Genomic DNA, 18650 nt, shown 5'->3' with positions numbered 1-18650 from the left:
AACTGCGCCGGCACCGGCAATGCGGTGAAGACCGCCGGTCGCGACAAGAAGACCGGCGAGCCGACGCATTTCCCGATCGATGCGTTCAATCGCATCATCCAGATCAATCTGGTCGGCACCTTCCGCTGCATCGCCAAGTCGGCACAGGGCATGTTGTCGCTGTCGCCGCTCGACGACGGCGAGCGCGGCGCGATCGTCAACACCGCGTCGGTGGCAGCAGAAGACGGCCAGATGGGCCAGGCTGCCTATTCGGCGTCGAAGGCCGGCGTCGTCGGGATGACCCTCCCGGTCGCGCGCGACCTGATGAGCGAAGGCATCCGCGTCAACACCATCCTGCCGGGCATCTTCAACACGCCGCTGCTGCAGGGCGCACCGGAGAACGTCAAGGCCGCGCTGAGCGCCTCGGTGCCGTTCCCGAAGCGGCTCGGTATGCCGGAGGAATATGCGCAGCTGGCGCTGACCATGATCACCAACGGCTACTTCAACGGCGAGGACGTCCGCCTCGACGGCGCCATCCGTATGGCGCCGCGCTAACGGCGCAAGCGCAGTCGATCAGGCGGGCGAGCAAGTGTAGCGCTCGTCCGCCTTTCGAAGCTCAAAATAAAGAAGCGGCCCGCGTTTGCGGGCCGCTTTGCTGTTTGGGGAAGCGTTGAAGCGAGGCGGGCGCTTACCGATACTCTTCCGACTCGCGCAGGCCGCTGATCCACAACGCCAGGATCGTCACCACGGCGCCGGACAGCAGATAGGCGCCGGACGACAGCAGGCCGAAGTCGGTGGCAAGCAGCAGCGCGGCCAGCGGCGCGAAGCCGGCGCCGACCAGCCAGGCCCAGTCGGCGGTGAGCGCCGAGGCGGTGTACCGATAGGTCATCCGGAAGCTGGAGGCGATCGCGCCGGAGGACTGGCCGAACGACAGGCCGAGCAGCACGAAGCCGAGCATCATATAGACCGACTCGCCGACCGGGCCGGCATCGAGCAGCTGCGGGGCGAAGCCGCTGAACACCGCGATCGCGACCGCCGAGCCGATCAGCAGCGGCTTGCGGCCGATCCGGTCCGACAGATAGCCCGACGCGATGATCGCCAGCACCCCGATCGCGGCACCGATGGTTTCGATGATCAGGAAGCGGACCGGGCTTTCGCGGGTGAACAGGAACACCCAGGACAGCGGGAACACCGTCACCATGTGGAACAGTGCGAAGCTGGCCAGCGGCGCGAAGGCGCCGATCACGATGTTGCGGCCTTCGTTGCGAACCGTCTCGCTGACGCGGCCGGGCTGCAATTCTCGGCTTTCGAACAGCGAAGCGTATTCGGGAGTCACCACCATGCGCAGCCGGGCGAACAGCGCCACGACGTTGATGGCGAAGGCGACGAAGAACGGATAGCGCCAGCCCCAGCTGAAGAAGTCCTCGGCCGACAGATGCCCGGTGAAATAGGCGAACAGCGCGGAAGCGACGATCAGGCCGAGCGGCGCGCCGAGCTGCGGGATCATGGCGTACCAGCCGCGCTGCTCCTTCGGCGCATTCAGCGCCAGCAGCGAGGCCAGACCGTCCCAGGCGCCGCCCCAGGCCAGGCCCTGTGCGGCGCGCGCCAGCGCCAGCAGCCAGATCGAGGCTGCGCCGATCTCGTAATAGCCGGGCAGAAACGCGATCGCGACCGTGGCGGTGCCCAGCAGCAGCATCGCAATGATCAGCTTGGCGCTTTTGCCGTAGGTGCGGTCGATCGCCATGAAGATCACCGAGCCGAACGGCCGGGCGATGAAGGCGATCGCAAAGATCGCGAAAGAATAAAGGGTTCCGTTCAGCTCGCTGGTGAACGGGAACACCAGACGGGGGAACACGATCACCGAAGCGATGGCATAAACGAAGAAGTCGAAGAACTCGGCGGTGCGGCCGATGATGACGCCGATGGCGATGTCGTTCGGATTGGCATGCTTGTGCGCCGGATCCGAGCCAAGTCCCGCCGTCGTGGTTCCCGCTGTGGTCGTGTCCGTCATCGCCTCTGCCATTGAAATGTCGAAGGAAAATGTTGCGAGCGCTTCTCACTTTTAGAAGCAATCGCAGGTCTGTTTGAGCGGTGATCCCGCACCGCAACATTGGACAAATTGTCCAATGTCCGGATTGTTGCGCCGCAGCTAGCTCGTGTCCTTGCGAGATATTCTCATTCTCAAAGGGCGGAACGCGTGTCACGACTAAAGTTTCTGTTGTTGCTACCCTTGGCCGTAGTCTTGAGCGGCTGCAACTTCGTGGTGATGGCGCCCGCCGGTGACGTGGCGGCGCAGCAGCGCGATCTGATCATCGTGTCCACCGTCTTGATGCTGCTGATCGTGCTGCCGGTGATGGCGCTGACGGTCTGGTTCGCCTGGCGCTATCGGCACGGCAACGACGCCGCCAAATACGATCCGGAATGGGATCACTCGACCGGTCTCGAGCTGGTGATCTGGTCGGCGCCGCTGCTGATCATCATCTGCCTCGGCGCGATCACCTGGATGGGAACCCATCTGCTCGACCCCTACCGCTCGCTGGACCGGATCGCCGCCAACCGCCCGGTCGACCGGGAGAAGGCGCCGCTCGAGGTCAACGTCGTCGCGCTCGATTGGAAGTGGCTGTTCATCTATCCGGAATACGGCGTCGCCTCGCTCAACGAGATGGCCGCTCCGGTCGATCGCCCGATCAACTTCCGCATCACCTCGTCCTCGGTGATGAACTCGTTCTACGTCCCGGCGCTCGCCGGCATGATCTACGCGATGCCCGGCATGGAAACCAAGCTGCACGCCGTGATCAACCACGCCGGCAACTATCGCGGCCTGTCGGCCAACTACAGCGGCGCCGGCTTCTCCGGCATGCACTTCGCTTTCCATGGTCTCGACGACGCCGGCTTCGATCAGTGGATCGCGCGCGCCAAGGCCAGCCCGGACAAGCTCGGCCGGCCGGAATATCTGCAGCTCGAACGTCCGAGCAGCAACGAGAAGCCGCGCATGTTCGGCGCCGTAGACGGCGACCTGTTCCGCGCCATCCTCAACATGTGCGTCGACACCGGCAAGATGTGCATGAGCGAGATGATGGCGATCGACGCCCGCGGCGGCTCCGGCATGGCCGGGCTGAACAACACGCTGCCGCTCGCTTACGACAAATACGCCCGCCGCGGCACCGCGCTGGGGCCGCAGCCGTCCTTCGTGGCCGGCATCTGCACCCCGGAAGAACCGCAAGGCCGCGCCACCGCGCAGGTGCGTGAATCCACGCCGCTGCTCGGCGCCGGCCTGAAGCGCCCGTCGCTGGCGCCGCTCGGCTCCTCCACTTCGTTCCTGTTCGGCTCGACGTCGAAGTCCCAATCCTGAGGGATCGCATGTTCTCCAATTTTGATATCGTCAAAGCGATCTTCGGCCGGCTGTCGCTGGATTCGCTTCCTCTCCACGAACCGATCGTCGTGATGACCTTCGTCGGCGTCGCCTGCGGCGGCGCCGCGCTGGTAGCGGGCCTCACCTACTTCAAGCTGTGGGGCTATCTGTGGCGCGAGTGGTTCACCACCGTGGACCACAAGCGCATCGGCATCATGTACATGATCCTCGGCATCGTCATGCTGCTGCGCGGCTTTGCCGACGCCATCATGATGCGGCTGCAGCAGGCGATCGCGTTCGGTGGCTCCGAGGGCTATCTCAACGCGCATCACTACGATCAGGTATTCACTGCCCACGGCGTGATCATGATCTTCTTCGTGGCGATGCCGCTGGTCACCGGCCTGATGAACTACGTTGTGCCGCTGCAGATCGGTGCGCGCGACGTGTCGTTCCCGTTCCTCAACAATTTCAGCTTCTGGATGACGGTCGGCGGCGCCGTGCTGGTGATGATCTCGCTGTTCGTCGGCGAGTTCGCCCGCACCGGCTGGCTGGCCTATCCGCCGCTGTCGAATATCGGGTACAGCCCAGATGTCGGGGTCGATTACTACATATGGGCCCTGCAGGTCGCCGGCGTCGGCACGACGCTGTCCGGCGTCAACCTGATCTGCACCATCGTCAAGATGCGGGCCCCCGGCATGACGATGATGCGTATGCCGATCTTCACCTGGACGTCGCTCTGCACCAACGTGCTAATCGTCGCCTCGTTCCCGGTTCTGACCGTGGTGCTGGCGCTGCTGTCGCTCGATCGCTACGTCGGCACCAACTTCTTCACGAACGATTTCGGCGGCAACCCGATGATGTACGTGAACCTGATCTGGATCTGGGGCCACCCGGAGGTCTACATCCTGATCCTGCCGGCGTTCGGCATCTTCTCGGAGGTGACCTCGACGTTCTCGGGTAAGCGGCTGTTCGGCTACACTTCGATGGTCTACGCCACGGTGGTCATCACCATCCTGTCGTACCTGGTGTGGCTGCACCACTTCTTCACGATGGGTTCGGGCGCCAGCGTCAACTCGTTCTTCGGCATCACCACGATGATCATCTCGATCCCGACGGGCGCAAAGATGTTCAACTGGCTGTTCACGATGTATCGGGGCCGAATCCGCTTCGAGCTGCCTATGATGTGGACCATCGCCTTCATGCTGACCTTCGTGATCGGCGGCATGACCGGCGTGTTGCTCGCGGTGCCGCCGGCGGACTTCGTGCTGCACAACAGCCTGTTCCTGGTGGCGCACTTCCACAACGTCATCATCGGCGGCGTGGTGTTCGGCGCGTTCGCCGGCATCTCCTTCTGGTTCCCCAAGGCGTTCGGCTTCAAGCTCGATCCGTTCTGGGGCAAGGTGTCGTTCTGGAGCTGGGTGTCGGGCTTCTATCTCGCCTTCATGCCGCTCTACGTGCTCGGCCTGATGGGCGTCACCCGCCGGCTGCGCGTGTTCGACGACCAGAGCCTGCAGATCTGGTTCATCCTGGCAGCTTGTGGCGCGGCGTTGATTGCCGTCGGCATCGGCGCGTTCCTGATCCAGATCGCTGTCAGCGTGCTGCGTCGCGAGCAGCTACGCGACGTCACCGGCGATCCGTGGGACGCCCGCACTCTGGAGTGGGCGACGTCGTCGCCCCCGCCGGCCTACAACTTCGCCTTCACCCCGATGGTGCACAACACCGACGCGTGGTGGGAGATGAAGCGCGCCGGCTACAAGCGTCCGCTGACCGGCTTCAAGCCGATCCACATGCCGAGCAACACCGGCACCGGCATCATCCTGGCCGGTCTGGCTACGGCCGCGGGTTTTGGCCTGATCTGGTACATCTGGTGGCTGGCGGCGCTGGCGTTCATCGCCCTGCTGGCGGTCGCGATCGGCCACACCTTCAACTATCACCGCGACTACCACATCCCGGCTGAGGAAGTGGTGCGCGTCGAAGACGAGCGGACCCGTCTGCTCGCTGCTGGAGCCAAGTGATGAGCGTAGCTGTCGCAAACCCGAAGGACGCAGATCCGATCTTCTACGTCGTCGACGAACACGCCCATCCGGAAGGCTCGAGCACCATGCTCGGCTTCTGGCTCTATCTGATGAGCGACTGCCTGATCTTCGCGATCCTGTTCGCGACCTACGGCGTGCTCGGGAGCAACTATGCGGCCGGGCCGGCGCCGAAGGATCTGTTCGATCTGAAGCTCGTCGCGGTCAACACCACGATGCTGCTGCTGTCGTCGATCACCTATGGCTTCGCCATGCTGACCATGGAAAAGCGCCAGGTCGGCGCCACCCAGATGTGGCTGGCGATCACCGGCCTGTTCGGTCTCGCCTTCCTCAGCATCGAACTCTACGAGTTCCATCACATGATCCATGAAGGCGCGACGCCGCAGCGCAGCGCCTTCCTGTCCTCGTTCTTCACCCTGGTCGGCACCCACGGTCTGCACGTCACCTTCGGCATCATCTGGCTGGTGACGCTGATGACGCAGGTTGCCCGCAAGGGGCTGATCGAGGCTAACCGCCGCCGCCTGATGTGCCTCAGCATGTTCTGGCACTTCCTCGACGTGGTCTGGATCGGCGTCTTTACCTTCGTGTACCTGCTGGGAGTGCTGCGATGAGCATCAACAATCCGCCCGTCGACGCTCACGGCGAGGACCACCACGGTCATCCCGACGCGCACGCCCACGGCTCGCTGAAGAGCTATCTGATCGGCTTCGGCCTGTCGGTGGTGCTCACCGCGATTCCGTTCTGGCTGGTGATGAGCGGCGCGATCGCCGACAAGTCGGTCACAGGTCTGATCATCATGGCGTTCGCTGCGGTGCAGATCGTCGTGCACATGATCTACTTCCTGCACATGAACACTTCGTCCGAGCAGGGCTGGACCATGATGGCACTGATCTTCACCATCGTGATGGTGGTGATCGCGCTGGCCGGGTCGCTGTGGGTGATGCACCACCTCGTCACCAACATGATGCCGGTGCACAACATGGTGCCGCCGAAGTGAGCGAGCCGGGGATCGGAGCCTCTGGCGACGTCCCGACTCGGGGGGACACTCCCTCACGCCGGCCGTCGCTATGGCTCACGATCCCGGCGCTGCTCGGCGTCGTCCTGCTGCTCGCCCTTGGCGTCTGGCAGGTCGAGCGCCGGGCCTGGAAGCTGGCGCTGATCGACCGGGTCGATGCCCGAATCCACGCTGCGCCCGCGCCGCTGCCTGACGCGGCGACATGGACGGCGATCACGGCCGCGAACGATGAATATCGCCGCATCACCGCCACCGGGCATTTTCTGAACGATCGCGAAACGCTGACCACGGCTGTCACCGAAGCCGGCGGCGGCTTTTGGGTGATCACGCCACTGCGCCTGGCGGACGGCCGCACCGTGCTGGTGAATCGCGGCTTCATCCTCCCCGAACAGCGCGACCGGACGTCGCGGCGTGCCGGTGAGCCGGATGGGACGGTGACCGTCACCGGCCTGCTCCGCACCACCGAGCCGAAGGGCGGATTTCTGCGCCATAACGCTCCGTCCGAAGATCGTTGGTACTCGCGAGACGTGCAGGAAATTGCGGTTGCGCGCGGTCTTTCGAATGCCGCACCGTTCTTCATCGACGCCGACGCCTCGCTCAATGCGCCGGGGCAGCCGATCGGCGGGCTGACCGTGGTCCAGTTCCCCAACAACCACCTGACCTATGCGCTCACGTGGTTTTGCCTGGCCTTTATGCTGATCGGCTGGCTTGTTGTGGCCTTCGGCGGCGAATATCTCCGGGGAACACGCGCCGGCCGCCGTTCGGGCGCCGGGCGGCCATCCGCGCCGACAGGACGCAATGCTGGACCGATCGCCGAGCATCGCTGACGAAAAGCCCGACTGGCGCCCGCGCGCCGGCGACGCGTCCGTGCCCGGCCCGTCTTCCGCCGACGACCCGCTCCTGCCGCTCGGCACCTCGACCCCCGACGACGAAACCGACCGCAAGAACATGTCGCTGCTGATCCAGCTGCGCTGGACGGCGGTGGTTGGTCAGATCGTCACCATCGCCGGTGTGCATCTGTGGCTCGGTGCGCCGCTGCCGGTGGTGCCGATGGGCGCCGTCATCCTCGGGCTGATCGCGCTGAACATCGCCAGCCTGGCGTGGATGCGTTATCGCTTCGCCATCAGCAATCACGACCTGCTGGTCGCGCTGATCCTCGACGTCGTGGCGCTGACGGCGCAGCTCTATCTGAGCGGCGGCGTCACCAACCCGTTCACTTCGCTGTATCTGCTTCAGGTCACGCTCGGCGCGGTGCTGCTCGACAGCAGGTCGAGCTGGTCACTGGTGGCGGTGGTGTTCACCGCCTTCATCTGGCTCACCGAGGCGTCGCGGCCCCTGGTGCTGCCCGAATGGGCCGGCGATCCGGTCAATCTCCGCATCGCCGGCATGCTGCTCGGCTTCGCCCTGAACGCAGTGCTGCTGGTGGTGTTCGTCACCCGCATCCATCGCAATCTGCGCGAGCGCGACGCACATCTGGCGGCGCTACGTCAGCACGCGGCCGAGCAGGATCACATCGTGAGGATGGGGCTGCTGGCGTCCGGCGCTGCGCACGAACTCGGAACGCCGCTGGCATCGGTGTCGGTCATTCTCAGCGACTGGCGGCGAATGCCCGCGCTGACGAACAATCACGAACTCGCCGAAGATCTCGCGGAGATGGAGACGTCGCTGAAGCGCTGCCAGTCGATCGTCACCGGCATTCTGGTGTCGGCGGGCGAAGCGCGCGGCGAGGGCTCATCGCCGACGACGGTGGCGGAGTTCCTCGAAGCGTTGGCAGAGGAATGGCGCAATGCGCGCAGTCGCACCACATTGCATGTCGTCAACGCCTTTGGCGAGGATCTGCCGATCGTTTCCGACGTGACTCTGAAGCAGGCGATCTTCAACGTGCTCGATAACGCTTTCGAAGTCTCGCGCTACTGGATTGAACTGCTGGCCGAGCGTGAAGGTGACAATCTGGTGCTGTCGATCAGCGATCGCGGTCCTGGATTTCAAAAGGACATGCTGGCGCAGCTCGGCAAGCCGTATCAATCGAGCAAGGGACGGGCTGGTGGCGGGCTCGGCCTGTTCCTGGTGATGAACGTGGTGCGTAAGCTCGGCGGCTCGATGACCGCTGAAAATCTCCGTAACCGCGGCGCCAAGGTCAAACTGGTGCTGCCGCTCTCGACCCTCGCGATCGGACAGGATTTTGACTGACACCGCTCAACATATCGAAGCCGAAGACCGCTCTCTGATCGTCGTCGAAGACGATGCGGGATTTGCCAGGACGCTGAAGCGCTCGTTCGAGCGTCGCGGTTATACGGTGGTGCACGCATCGACGATCGAGGAAGTGCGCGATGCCCTCGAGGAGCGCTCGTTCGGTTATGCGGTGGTCGATCTCAAGCTCGGCGTCGCGTCAGGTCTGTCGTGTGTCGAGCTCCTGCACGCGCAGGATCCGGAGATGCTGATCGTGGTGCTCACCGGCTTCGCCAGCATCGCCACCGCGGTCGAGGCGATCAAGCTCGGCGCCTGCCACTATCTGGCCAAGCCCTCCAACACCGACGATATCGAGGCCGCGTTCCGCAAAGCCGAAGGTAATGCCGACATCGCACTGGCGAGCCAGCCGACCTCGATCAAGACGCTGGAATGGGAGCGCATCCACCAGACGCTGATCGACAGCGAGTTCAACATCTCGGAAGCGGCGCGTCGCCTCGGCATGCACCGCAGAACCTTGGCGCGGAAGCTGGAGAAGCGGCAGGTCCGGTGATCATGGCCGGCGCGGTCGACGGGAACTTCGTCAAAGTTTCGGCCGTCAACGCCCTTACTGATCCTGCATCGGCGCGGCTCTGGCGTTTTCAGTCGCCGGGTGCCTTGCGGCCCGGCTTGGTGTGTTCGCGTATTAACTCTTGAGTCGCCGCTTTCCCGGCGTATTCATAGGTCACCCGTTCCTGTCGGTGAGGCCAGTCTCCAGACGGAATCCCGCGATCAAGCGCGGCTGGCCCTCAAATGCGTAGCCGCGCCAGCTCATTTCGGTGACCCTTCATGTTCAAATCCCGCAAGTTTGTTATCAGCGTCGCCGCCGCGGCCGGCATCATCACCATTCCCATGCTGTCGGCGCTGGCGCTGCAGCGCACCCCGACGGCGCAACCCGATCTCGATCTGATCGGCGGCGTCATCGGCCTGGTCGAGCGCGCCTATGTGCACCCGGTGGGCACTGACGACCTGACCAAGGATGCCCTGAAGGGCATGCTGAACCGGCTCGATCCGCATTCGGATTACATGGACGAAAAAGAATTCAAGGAAATGCAGACCGACATGGCGGGCCAGTTCGGCGGCCTCGGCATGCAGATCTCGGGGCAGGGCGGTGTGCCCAAGATCGTCGCGCCGATCGACGGCACCCCAGCGGCCCGCGCCAAGCTCGAGCCCGGCGACGACATCATCAAGGTCGGCGACACCTCCACTCAGGGCATGAGCCTGCGCGAAGTCGTCGACATGCTGCGCGGCACGCCCGGCTCCAAGGTGACGATCACCATTCTGCGCGGCAAGGAGCCACCGTTCGACGTCACTCTGACGCGCGAGATCATCAAGGTCGCGTCGGTGAAGTCGGAGCTCAAGCCCGACGGCATCGGCTATGTACGCATCAGCCAGTTCGGCAACGACACCTCGGACGGCTTCAAGAACGCGCTGACCAAGCTGAAGACCGACTCCAAGGACGGGCTGAAGGGGCTGGTGATCGACCTGCGCCAGGATCCGGGTGGCCTGCTCACCGCCGCGGTCGACGTTGCCGGCAATCTGCTCGACGGTGGCACCGTGGTGTCGATCCGCGGCCGCCAGCCCGACGATCAGCGCGTGTTCAGTGCGCCGTCCAAGGGCGACATGCTGCCCGGCGTCCCGGTGGTGGTGCTGATCAACGGCGCCTCGGCCTCCGCATCCGAAATCGTCGCCGGCGCGCTGCAGGATCGCAAGCGTGGCACCGTGATGGGCACGCAGAGTTTCGGCAAGGGTTCGGTGCAGACGGTGATCCCGATCAAGGGTCGCGGCGCGGTGCGTCTGACCACGGCGCTGTACTACACGCCGTCCGGCCGCTCGATCCAGGACGAGGGCATCACGCCGGACATCGTCCAGGAAGCGCCGAAGGATCAGCAAATCGCCGGCGGCGCGATGCTGCGGGAAGGCGCGCTGCGCGGCGCGATCGCCAATCCGGGGCAACTCGGGGCGAACGGCAAGCCAGGCGCCACCAAGCCGAAGGCGGGCGCCGCGGCTGGGACCGACAAGCCGGCGGCATCGTCACCGCCGATCAAGGCCGACCTGATCGGCAAGCCCGACGACGCCCAGCTCAACGCCGCGATCGCCTATCTCGGCAAGCGGGCCGACAACGACAACGGTGCCGCGAAGGCGCAGTAAGCCTTCGCTACGTCCACACGTATTCGCAAACTCGTCATGGCCGGGCTCGTCCCGGCCATCCACGTTTTTAGGCGCAATGAACTCAGCAAGACGTGGATAGCCGGGACGAGCCGGCCATGACGGATTCTGTGATCGCCCAAAAATCACGCAACTTCTGCCTAATTACTAGCGGCCTTCGAACAAGAGGTTGTGCGCCCCGAGACAAGTTTTTCTCGGGCCCCCGGTCTTAGCTCCCAGACGGTTCGGAACATGGCCTCCGCCATGACACCATCGAAGGAGCGATCGAATGGTCAAGTTGCCTACTCCCGGATTTCGGAGCCTGACGAGCGCCGCGCTGATGGGCGCGCTGGTGCTGGTCGGCTTCGCTGCACCGAAGCCCGCGCACGCCGCCGCGCCGGCCGCCTGCGCGGCGTTGCAGGAGAAGTATCCCGACTGGAAGGGCAAGACCCTCGTCAACGCCATCAACCCGCACACCCCGGGCTACGAGTCGATCGATCCCAAGGACCCGACCAAATATGTCGGCTACGACATCGATCTCGGTGAAGCGATTGGCGACTGCCTCGGCTTCAAGCTGACCTACAAGGCCGTAACCTTCGCGGCGCTGCTGACCACGCTGGCGAGCGGCCAGGCCGACATCGTCATCTCCGACATCTACGCCACCGAAGAGCGCGCCAAGGCCGCCGACTTCATCACCTACTCGAAGGTGTTCGACGGCGTGCTGGTCGCCAAGGGCAACCCGAAGAAAATCACCGGCATCGACACCTCGCTGTGCGGCACCGCCGCCGCCGAAAACACCGGCTATGTCGAAGTGCCGCTGATCCAGGCGCTGGCGCCGGAGTGCAAGAAGCTCGGCAAGCCGGAGCCGACCATTCAGCTCTACGACAACAACGCCAACTGCATTCAGGCGATCCTCGCAGGCCGCGCCGACACCTACATCAACGACGTCAACACCGTCGACAACGCCGTCAAGGCCTATCCGGACAAGCTCGAGAAGGCGATCGCCGTGACGATCCCCTATCAGGTCGGCATCGGCGTGCCGAAGGACAAGCCGAAATTCCGCGACGCCGTGAAGGCCGCGCTGACCGAGATCTACAAGTCCGGTGATCAGCTCGCGCTGCTCAAGAAGTGGAAGCTCGACCCCGAAAACCTGATCGAGCCCGGCCTGCTGGTGGTCAAGTAATCGCCGTCTCGTAGTGGTGGGCAACGGCGCGAATGCGCTACGCCCACCACTCGGCCTTACGAAAGTTGGTGAGCACGCTTCGCTTTGCCCACCCTGCAAACTACAAAACCAGGATAGTCCGCCATGGAGCTGTTCCTCCATTACTTGACCATGCCCTACCTGATCCAGGGCATCGAGGTGACCTTGCAGGTCACGGCACTCGGCCTTGGCGGCGGATTGATCCTCGGCACGATCCTGGCGGGGATGCAGCTCAGCCGATTCCGGTTGCTGTCATCCGCCGCCCGGATCTACACTGTCATCTTTCGCGGCACGCCGCTGATTCTGCAGATGGTGTTCGCCTACGACGCGCTGCCGCATATCGGCATCAAATTGCCCGCCATTCTCGCCGCCGGCCTCGCTCTGGCTTGTAACGAAGCGCCGTTCATCGCCGAGATGCTGCGCGCCGGCGTGCTTGGGGTCGAGAAGGGCCAGATCCTCGCCGGCCAGGCGCTCGGCATGACGCCCGGCATTTTGATGCGCCGGATCATCGGCCCGCAGGCGGTTCGTACGATGATCCCGGCTTTCGGCAACGAAGCCGTCAGCGCGCTCAAGAACTCGTCGCTGGCTTCGGTGATCGCCGTCCAGGAGTTGACGCTGCGCTCCACGCAGCTCGCATCCTCGACTTTCGATTTTTTCTCGATCTTCTTCGCCTCCGGGCTGATCTATCTGCTGCTGACCTCGGCGATCTCGGCGCTGCAGATTTTCCTAGAGTGGCTGTTCGATCTCGACCGCACCTCCAAGCAGGTCAAGCTGATGCGCTTCCTGCCGTGGTATCGCGCCCAAGGGATGGACGACCCGCTGCAGGATAACGAAACCGCGCCGGAGATCCTGCCGGATGACGGCATTGCGGAATTGCCGCCGCCGCGGCTGCCGCCGGCGCCGATCGATCACGCCGCGCGTGCAGCTGCGCTGGCCCGCAACGACGTCGCGGTCGCGGTGAAGGCGCTACGCAAGAACTACGATGCCAACGTCGTGCTCGACGGCGTTGATCTCGCCGTGCGCAACGGCGAAGTGATCGCGCTGCTCGGCCCCTCCGGCTCCGGCAAGAGCACGCTGCTGCGCTGTATCAACAATCTCGAATTGTGGAACGACGGGACCATCGAAGTCGGCGGCCGCCGGCTCGGCTTCAATCATCTCGGCAAGCCATTGTCGCCGCGGATGGCCGCGCAGGCGCGTGCCGAAGTCGGCGTCGGCATGGTGTTTCAGCAGTTCAATCTGTTCGGCCACCTCACCGCCAAGGAGAATATCGCCGGCCCGCTTCGCTGGGTGCACGGTGTCGCGCCCGCCGAGGCCGAACGCCGTGCGCTTGCATTGCTCGAACGCGTCGGCCTGTCGCATCGCGCCGATGCGCTGCCGCGACATCTGTCCGGTGGCCAGCAGCAGCGCGTAGCCATTGCCCGTGCCATCGCGCCGAATCCGAGCGTGCTGCTGCTGGATGAACCGACCTCCGCGCTCGATCCCGAACTGGTCAACGAGGTGCTGGAAGTCATCCGCCGCCTCGCGGTCGAGGACGGCCTCACCATGATCATCTCGACGCATCAGTTGCGCTTCGCCAGCGAAGTCGCCGACCGCGTCGTGCTGCTCGCCGGCGGCTCGATCATCGAGGAAGGCCCGGCCGAAGAGGTGCTCACCCGGCCAAAAAATCCGGTGGCGCAGCGCTTCCTCAGCGCCATGGAGGCCGAAGTCTGATGGCCGAGTTTTGCTCTCACAGTTTCTTTCCGTCGAGGATCTCAGCATGAAGCATCATCTGCTCCCGGTATCGCCCAAGACCGTTCATTGGGGCTATTTCAGCAAGGTGGTGGCGCCGGCGCTGACCTTGAAATCCGGCGACCGCGCCACCATCGAGACGCTGACGCACCACGCCGGCGACGATTACGAGCGCATGATCGAAGGCGATCCCGGCGCCGAGAGCGTGTTCAAATGGACCCGCGAGCACAAGGCGGTGGCGCGGCGCGGCTCAGGCCCGACAGAAGGGCCGTTCATTCGGGGCTCCGGCGAGGGCGTCGGCGTGCATCTGCTCACCGGGCCGGTGGCGATCGAAGGAGCCGAGCCTGGCGACGTGCTGGAAGTGCGTATTCTCGACATCAAGCCGCGCCCGGCCTGCAAGGCATGCCATGCCGGCAAATGCTTCGGCTCCAACGTCGCGGCGAATTGGGGCTTTCACTATCACGACCTTATCGAGGAGCCGAAGCCGCGCGAGGTGATCACCATCTTCGAGCTCGACACCTCGGGCGAGCCGTTCGCAAAGGCGGTGTACAATTACGTCTGGACGCCGCAGACCGATCCGGACGGCATCGTGCATAAGACCATCGATTATCCGGGCGTGCCGGTCGATCACCGCACCATCATCAAGCGCGAGAACATCCTCAGCAACGTCAAGCTGCCGGCTCGGCTGCATTTCGGCACGATGGGGCTGGCGCCGTCCGAAGAGGATTTCGTCTCCTCGATCCCGCCGAGCTACACCGGCGGCAATATCGACGACTGGCGCGTCGGCAAGGGCGCCAAGATGTACTACCCGGTCGCGGTGCCGGGCGCGTTCTTCTCGGTCGGCGATCCGCACGCCGCGCAGGGCGACAGCGAGCTCGGCGGCACTGCGATCGAGACGTCGCTGACCGGCGATTTCGAGTTCGTCCTGCACAAGAAGAACGATCTCGGTGGCACGCCGCTCGAAGGCCTGACGCATCCGATGCTGGAGACGCCGGATGCCTGGTCGGTGTATGGATTCACCTATCCCAACTATCTGGCGGAACTCGGCGCCAACGCGCAGCTCGAGATCGCCAACCACTCCAGCCTCGACCGCGCGATGCGCGACGCCTTCCGCAAGATGCGCCGGTTCCTGATGACGGTGCACAACCTGAGCGAGGACGAGGCGATCTCGTTGATGTCGGTCGGTGCCGATTTCGGTGTCACCCAGGTGGTCGACGCCAATTGGGGCGTGCACGGCACGATCCGCAAGAACGTGTTCCGCTGCGACTAGGTCCGGCGGCGTCGCGATGAGTCGGCTGGTGGTGGGGCAGTGCGCCGTCTGCTTCGGGATGGCACGCGGGTTGCAGGGTTTCGGTCAGGAAGGCCGAGCCATGAGTCTGCGTCCCTATTCCAGCGAGTCGTATTGTGAGGGCGAGCGCCCCGACGCTTGGCGCGACGTGCTGGCATCGTTCGGCTTGCAGCCGGCCGCCGCTGCAACCAGCCATGCCGGCCACGCCACCGCGGTGCGCCGCAGCTCGGACGGCGTGACGCTGGCCACGCTGTCGGCTGGCTCGCAGGCCGTGACGGCTCATGCGGACGCGCACGGCGACCATCCGCTGGTGCTGCTGCCGCTCGACGACGGCGTCTCAATAAAGACCGCGGCCGGCCATCAGATCATTGCGGCAGGGCACCTGTTACTGCTGCCGCAAGCGAGCGGCTGGAGCCTTTCGTTCTCACGCGATTTCCGCGCCGTCGTGTTGTCGGTGTCGTGTGACGCTGTGCGCAGCCGAACCGTGGCGCCCCGGCTGACGGAGGTTCAGTCGATCGCGCCCAGTGGCTTCGGCGAGATGTTCGTGCGGATGATGGAAGCCGCGGCGCGGCATCTTGAAGTACTATCCGATGTCGAGTGGTCGGCCGCCGCGCAGGGCCTCGCCGATCTGCTGCCGACGCTGATGCGGCAGGCGCCAGCGCCATCCGATCTTAATCCCGGTACCGCCAGCAAGGCGGCGACGTTGCAGCGTCTGTGTCAGGCGATCGAGCGCCGGCTCGACGATCCGGATCTGACGCCGGCGAAAGTCGCGGCTGCCGAGGGCATCTCCGAGCGCTACCTGCAAAAGCTGTTCGGCGGCACCGGCTCCAGCTTCACGCATTACTTGCGTGAACGCCGCCTGCAGCGAACCTGTGCGGATCTGGCCAATCCGGCCGAGGCGCATCATTCGATTTCCGAGATCGCGTTCCGCGCCGGCTTCAACGACTCGGCGCATTTCAGCCGCGCCTTCCGCCATCGCTTCGGGGTGTCGCCGCGCGAATATCGCCAGGCCGAGGCCGAGCGTCATGCCGCCACAGCCGCCGCGGCCGCGCAGCGCGGCTGGCCGCAGCAGGCACTGGTGCAACTGCGCAATCAGCCTACCGCATCGGCTGCTCGCCGGCCGGCCGCCGATTTTCCGGCATCGGATTTTTGTACTGAGACCACGCCGCAGCATCATCACCTCGCCGCCGACGCCTCGCGCGTGCATTGGGGGTATTTCAGCCGCTCGCTGCCGCCGCAGATCGAGATCGCGTCGGGCGACACGATCACCATCGAGACGCTGACGCAGCACGCCTCCGACGATCCCGAGCGGATGATCAGCGGCGATGCCGGCGCCGAGAGCGTGTTTCACTGGACGCACGACCAGAAGAACGTCGACCGCCGCGGCGCCGGGCCGCTCGATGCCTCGATCTACGGCCGCGGCGCCGGCGAAGGTTTTGGCGTGCACATCTGCACCGGGCCGGTGGCGGTGAAGGACGCGCAGCCCGGCGACGTACTTGAAATCCGCATCCTCGACATCGTGCCGCGCGTCAGCCGTAACCCCGACTTCAAGGGTCGGGTGTTCGGCAGCAGCGTCGCCGCGTGGTGGGGCTATCACTACAAGGAATTCCTCGCCGAGCAGCATTCCCACGAGGCGGTGACGATCTACGAGATCTTTGCCGACGACGCGGCGCCCTATGCACGCGCGGCCTATTCGTATCGCTGGGCTCCGCAGGTCGATCCGTTCGGCACGGTGCACACCACGTATGATTATCCAGGCGTGCCGGTGCAGCCGTCCTCGGTGCGGCGGCGGCACGACGTGCTCGACGGCGTGCGGATTCCGCTGCGACCGCATTTCGGCGTGATCGCGCTGGCGCCGCGTGAAGCCGACTTCGTCGACTCGGTGCCGCCCGCGTACTTCGGCGGCAATCTCGACAATTGGCGACTCGGCAAGGGCTCGACGATCTATCTGCCAGTGTCGGTACCGGGCGCGTTGCTCTCAGTCGGCGATCCGCACGCCGCGCAGGGCGACGGCGAGCTCGGCGGCACCGCGATCGAATGTTCGATGACCGGCACCTTCGAGGTGATCCTGCACAAGAAGGCCGATCTCGCCGACAAGCCGTTCGCCGATCTGACCTATCCGCTGATCGAAACCGCGACCGACTGGGTGCTGATGGGGTTCAGCCACCCCAACTATCTGGCCGAGTTCGGCGCAAAGGGGCAGAGCGAAGTCTACGCGACCTCGTCGCTCGATCTCGCCATGAAGGACGCGTTCCGCAAGATGCGGCGCTTCCTGATGAGCATCAAGGGACTGACCGAGGACGAGGCGATCGCGCTGATGTCGGTCGCGGTCGATTTCGGCGTCACCCAGGTGGTGGACGGCAATTGGGGCGTCCACGCCATTCTCAGCAAACAGGTGTTCGCCGACGCGCGCGCCTGATCTTCATCTCACGAAAGGCCTGTCTTGAAGTTTCACATGATCCCCGGCGGACCGAAGCCGGTTGCGCCGTTCAGCCATGCCGTCGAAACCGACGGCTTCGTCTTCGTCACCGGCCAGATGCCCGATACGCCGAAGACGCCGGGCGTGTTGCCCGACGGCATCGTGGCGCAGACCCGCGCCGTGATGGAAAATCTGCGTGTCGTGCTCGCCGGCCTGAACTTAGGCCTCGAGCACATCGTGATGAGCCGAATCTATCTGACCGAGTTCAAGCGCGACTACGCCGAGATGAACGAGACTTATCGCAGCTACTTCCCGGAAGGCCGCCTGCCGGCGCGCACCTGCGTCGGCGTCACCGGGCTGGCTTACGACGCACTGGTCGAAATCGATCTCGTGTGCCGCCGTCCGGGGTGAGAGCTAGGCGGGCCGCGCGGCGAGCGCCTGCAGCGCCGTGCCCGATGCGTCCGCATGATCCAGCGCGCTGAAGTCGAAGGCTTCGCCGCGAATCTCCGACAGGGTCGCCAGCGCGCGGTCGCGGTCGCCTTCCAGCAACTGGCGGAAATGCGTTTCGGCGGCGTTCGGCTTGCGCTGCCGGATCGCCTTCAAGGTCGACGTCATCAAGTTGGCGGACGCCAGCCGTATCTCGATCGTGTGGTAATCGAGTGGTGATTTCCAGATCGTCGTCCACACCGTCTGGTTGGCGAGGTCGGTCAGCAGTTCGACCAGCAGGTCGTTGCCGGAGCCGCGCGCGATCGTCTTGACCGCGCGCGTCGTCGTGCGCGCAAACGCGATCGGATCGCCGACCTCGACCTGTGCCTTCAGTTCGTCACAACGCCGCGCCAGCGTGTCGATGTAGCTCTCGACCGGCGATGTCGCCATTGTGCGCACCGCCAGGGCCGACAGCGCAGTGCGGACGTTGAACAGATCCGCCACGGATTTCAGCGACACCGGCTTGATGTAAGCGCCGCGTCGCGGCAGCAGCTCGACCAGCCGCCGGCGTTCGAGAATGCGGATCGCCTCGCGGATCGGCCCGCGGCTGACGCCGAACTCCTGCGCCAGATCGATCTCGACCAAGCGTGCGCCGGCCTTGCGCCGGCCGGAAACGATCTCGGCGCCGAGCTCTTCGGCGACCTGATCGGGCAGCGTGCGCGGCGCGAAACGGCGTTCGTGCTGACCGCCCCTCGCAGCCGGCGAACTGCGATCCATCGTTCCCAAAGCGCTCTCCCGTTGGTGCGTCCGTAGCGTGGGACAAAGTAGCCCTATC

General features: G+C 64.8%; 16 protein-coding genes. 14 read left to right on the top strand and 2 right to left on the bottom strand.

What is annotated here, in order from left to right; translation table 11 throughout:
* A partial coding sequence (locus ACOJTD_RS23685; protein WP_420135293.1) for an SDR family oxidoreductase occupies window positions 1-534 on the top strand: 534 nt, incomplete at its 5' end.
* Between the two features lie 133 nt (window positions 535-667).
* On the opposite strand, the gene ACOJTD_RS23680 is transcribed toward ACOJTD_RS23685, so the two are convergent.
* Window positions 668-1990, bottom strand: a complete 1323-nt coding sequence (locus ACOJTD_RS23680; RefSeq protein WP_420135292.1) for an MFS transporter — start codon at window positions 1988-1990, stop codon at window positions 668-670.
* Between the two features lie 186 nt (window positions 1991-2176).
* Between ACOJTD_RS23680 and cyoA the strand changes: the two genes are divergently transcribed.
* The 13 genes from cyoA to ACOJTD_RS23615 all read left to right on the top strand — a co-directional run bounded on the left by cyoA (window position 2177) and on the right by ACOJTD_RS23615 (window position 17800).
* Complete coding sequence (cyoA, locus tag ACOJTD_RS23675) at window positions 2177-3331, top strand: ubiquinol oxidase subunit II (RefSeq protein WP_420135291.1); 1155 nt, start codon at window positions 2177-2179, stop codon at window positions 3329-3331.
* 8 nt (window positions 3332-3339) lie between these two features.
* Complete coding sequence (gene cyoB / locus ACOJTD_RS23670) at window positions 3340-5346, top strand: cytochrome o ubiquinol oxidase subunit I (RefSeq protein WP_420135290.1); 2007 nt, start codon at window positions 3340-3342, stop codon at window positions 5344-5346.
* Window positions 5346-5975 (top strand): cytochrome o ubiquinol oxidase subunit III, encoded by a 630-nt coding sequence (gene cyoC, locus ACOJTD_RS23665; RefSeq protein ID WP_420135289.1) that lies wholly within the window; start codon window positions 5346-5348, stop codon window positions 5973-5975. The genes cyoB and cyoC overlap by 1 nt, the downstream gene beginning before the upstream one ends.
* Entirely contained in the window at window positions 5972-6361 is a 390-nt protein-coding gene (cyoD, locus tag ACOJTD_RS23660; RefSeq protein ID WP_420135288.1) for a cytochrome o ubiquinol oxidase subunit IV, read from the top strand. Before cyoC ends, cyoD begins: the two co-directional genes overlap by 4 nt.
* Window positions 6358-7206: an SURF1 family protein gene (locus ACOJTD_RS23655; RefSeq protein WP_420135287.1), complete on the top strand. Its 849-nt coding sequence runs from the start codon at window positions 6358-6360 to the stop codon at window positions 7204-7206. Before cyoD ends, ACOJTD_RS23655 begins: the two co-directional genes overlap by 4 nt.
* A complete protein-coding gene (locus tag ACOJTD_RS23650) occupies window positions 7178-8569 on the top strand; it encodes an ATP-binding protein (protein ID WP_420135286.1) in 1392 nt (463 codons plus the stop codon). The genes ACOJTD_RS23655 and ACOJTD_RS23650 overlap by 29 nt, the downstream gene beginning before the upstream one ends.
* Window positions 8562-9119 carry a response regulator transcription factor gene (locus tag ACOJTD_RS23645; RefSeq protein WP_420135285.1) on the top strand — a complete coding sequence of 186 codons (558 nt, stop codon included), beginning with the start codon at window positions 8562-8564 and terminating at the stop codon, window positions 9117-9119. The genes ACOJTD_RS23650 and ACOJTD_RS23645 overlap by 8 nt, the downstream gene beginning before the upstream one ends.
* A 275-nt stretch (window positions 9120-9394) precedes the next feature.
* Complete coding sequence (locus ACOJTD_RS23640) at window positions 9395-10756, top strand: S41 family peptidase (protein WP_420135284.1); 1362 nt, start codon at window positions 9395-9397, stop codon at window positions 10754-10756.
* 337 nt (window positions 10757-11093) lie between these two features.
* The gene (locus ACOJTD_RS23635) at window positions 11094-11936 is read left to right on the top strand and encodes an ABC transporter substrate-binding protein (protein WP_420135296.1); all 843 of its coding nucleotides are present in this window, start codon (window positions 11094-11096) and stop codon (window positions 11934-11936) included.
* 123 nt (window positions 11937-12059) lie between these two features.
* Complete coding sequence (locus ACOJTD_RS23630) at window positions 12060-13664, top strand: amino acid ABC transporter permease/ATP-binding protein (protein WP_420135283.1); 1605 nt, start codon at window positions 12060-12062, stop codon at window positions 13662-13664.
* Between the two features lie 46 nt (window positions 13665-13710).
* Complete coding sequence (locus tag ACOJTD_RS23625; RefSeq protein ID WP_420135282.1) at window positions 13711-14952, top strand: acetamidase/formamidase family protein; 1242 nt, start codon at window positions 13711-13713, stop codon at window positions 14950-14952.
* A gap of 100 nt (window positions 14953-15052) precedes the next feature.
* Window positions 15053-17389, top strand: a complete 2337-nt coding sequence (locus ACOJTD_RS23620) for an acetamidase/formamidase family protein (protein WP_420135281.1) — start codon at window positions 15053-15055, stop codon at window positions 17387-17389.
* 24 nt (window positions 17390-17413) lie between these two features.
* On the top strand, window positions 17414-17800 hold the full coding sequence (locus tag ACOJTD_RS23615; RefSeq protein ID WP_420135280.1) for a RidA family protein: 387 nt from the start codon (window positions 17414-17416) through the stop codon (window positions 17798-17800).
* 3 nt (window positions 17801-17803) lie between these two features.
* Here ACOJTD_RS23615 and ACOJTD_RS23610 read toward each other — a convergent pair whose 3' ends face one another.
* Window positions 17804-18592, bottom strand: a complete 789-nt coding sequence (locus ACOJTD_RS23610; protein ID WP_420135295.1) for a GntR family transcriptional regulator — start codon at window positions 18590-18592, stop codon at window positions 17804-17806.
* Between the last annotated feature and the right edge of the window lie 58 nt (window positions 18593-18650).

This window comes from Rhodopseudomonas sp. (assembly GCF_048594845.1).
GTDB lineage: Bacteria > Pseudomonadota > Alphaproteobacteria > Rhizobiales > Xanthobacteraceae > Rhodopseudomonas.
This window is presented reverse-complemented; position numbering and strand designations above follow the sequence as displayed.

Excerpts from the sequence above, each read along its gene's own strand:
- cyoD (WP_420135288.1), top strand. The coding sequence starts at position 5,972 with ATGAGCATCAACAATCCGCCCGTCGACGCTCACGGCGAGGACCACCAC.
- ACOJTD_RS23680 (WP_420135292.1), bottom strand. The coding sequence starts at position 1,990 with ATGACGGACACGACCACAGCGGGAACCACGACGGCGGGACTTGGCTCG.
- ACOJTD_RS23635 (WP_420135296.1), top strand. The coding sequence starts at position 11,094 with ATGGGCGCGCTGGTGCTGGTCGGCTTCGCTGCACCGAAGCCCGCGCAC.
- cyoB (WP_420135290.1), top strand. The coding sequence starts at position 3,340 with ATGTTCTCCAATTTTGATATCGTCAAAGCGATCTTCGGCCGGCTGTCG.
- ACOJTD_RS23620 (WP_420135281.1), top strand. The coding sequence starts at position 15,053 with ATGAGTCTGCGTCCCTATTCCAGCGAGTCGTATTGTGAGGGCGAGCGC.
- ACOJTD_RS23650 (WP_420135286.1), top strand. The coding sequence starts at position 7,178 with ATGCTGGACCGATCGCCGAGCATCGCTGACGAAAAGCCCGACTGGCGC.
- ACOJTD_RS23625 (WP_420135282.1), top strand. The coding sequence starts at position 13,711 with ATGAAGCATCATCTGCTCCCGGTATCGCCCAAGACCGTTCATTGGGGC.
- ACOJTD_RS23610 (WP_420135295.1), bottom strand. The coding sequence starts at position 18,592 with ATGGATCGCAGTTCGCCGGCTGCGAGGGGCGGTCAGCACGAACGCCGT.
- ACOJTD_RS23640 (WP_420135284.1), top strand. The coding sequence starts at position 9,395 with ATGTTCAAATCCCGCAAGTTTGTTATCAGCGTCGCCGCCGCGGCCGGC.
- ACOJTD_RS23630 (WP_420135283.1), top strand. The coding sequence starts at position 12,060 with ATGGAGCTGTTCCTCCATTACTTGACCATGCCCTACCTGATCCAGGGC.
- cyoC (WP_420135289.1), top strand. The coding sequence starts at position 5,346 with ATGAGCGTAGCTGTCGCAAACCCGAAGGACGCAGATCCGATCTTCTAC.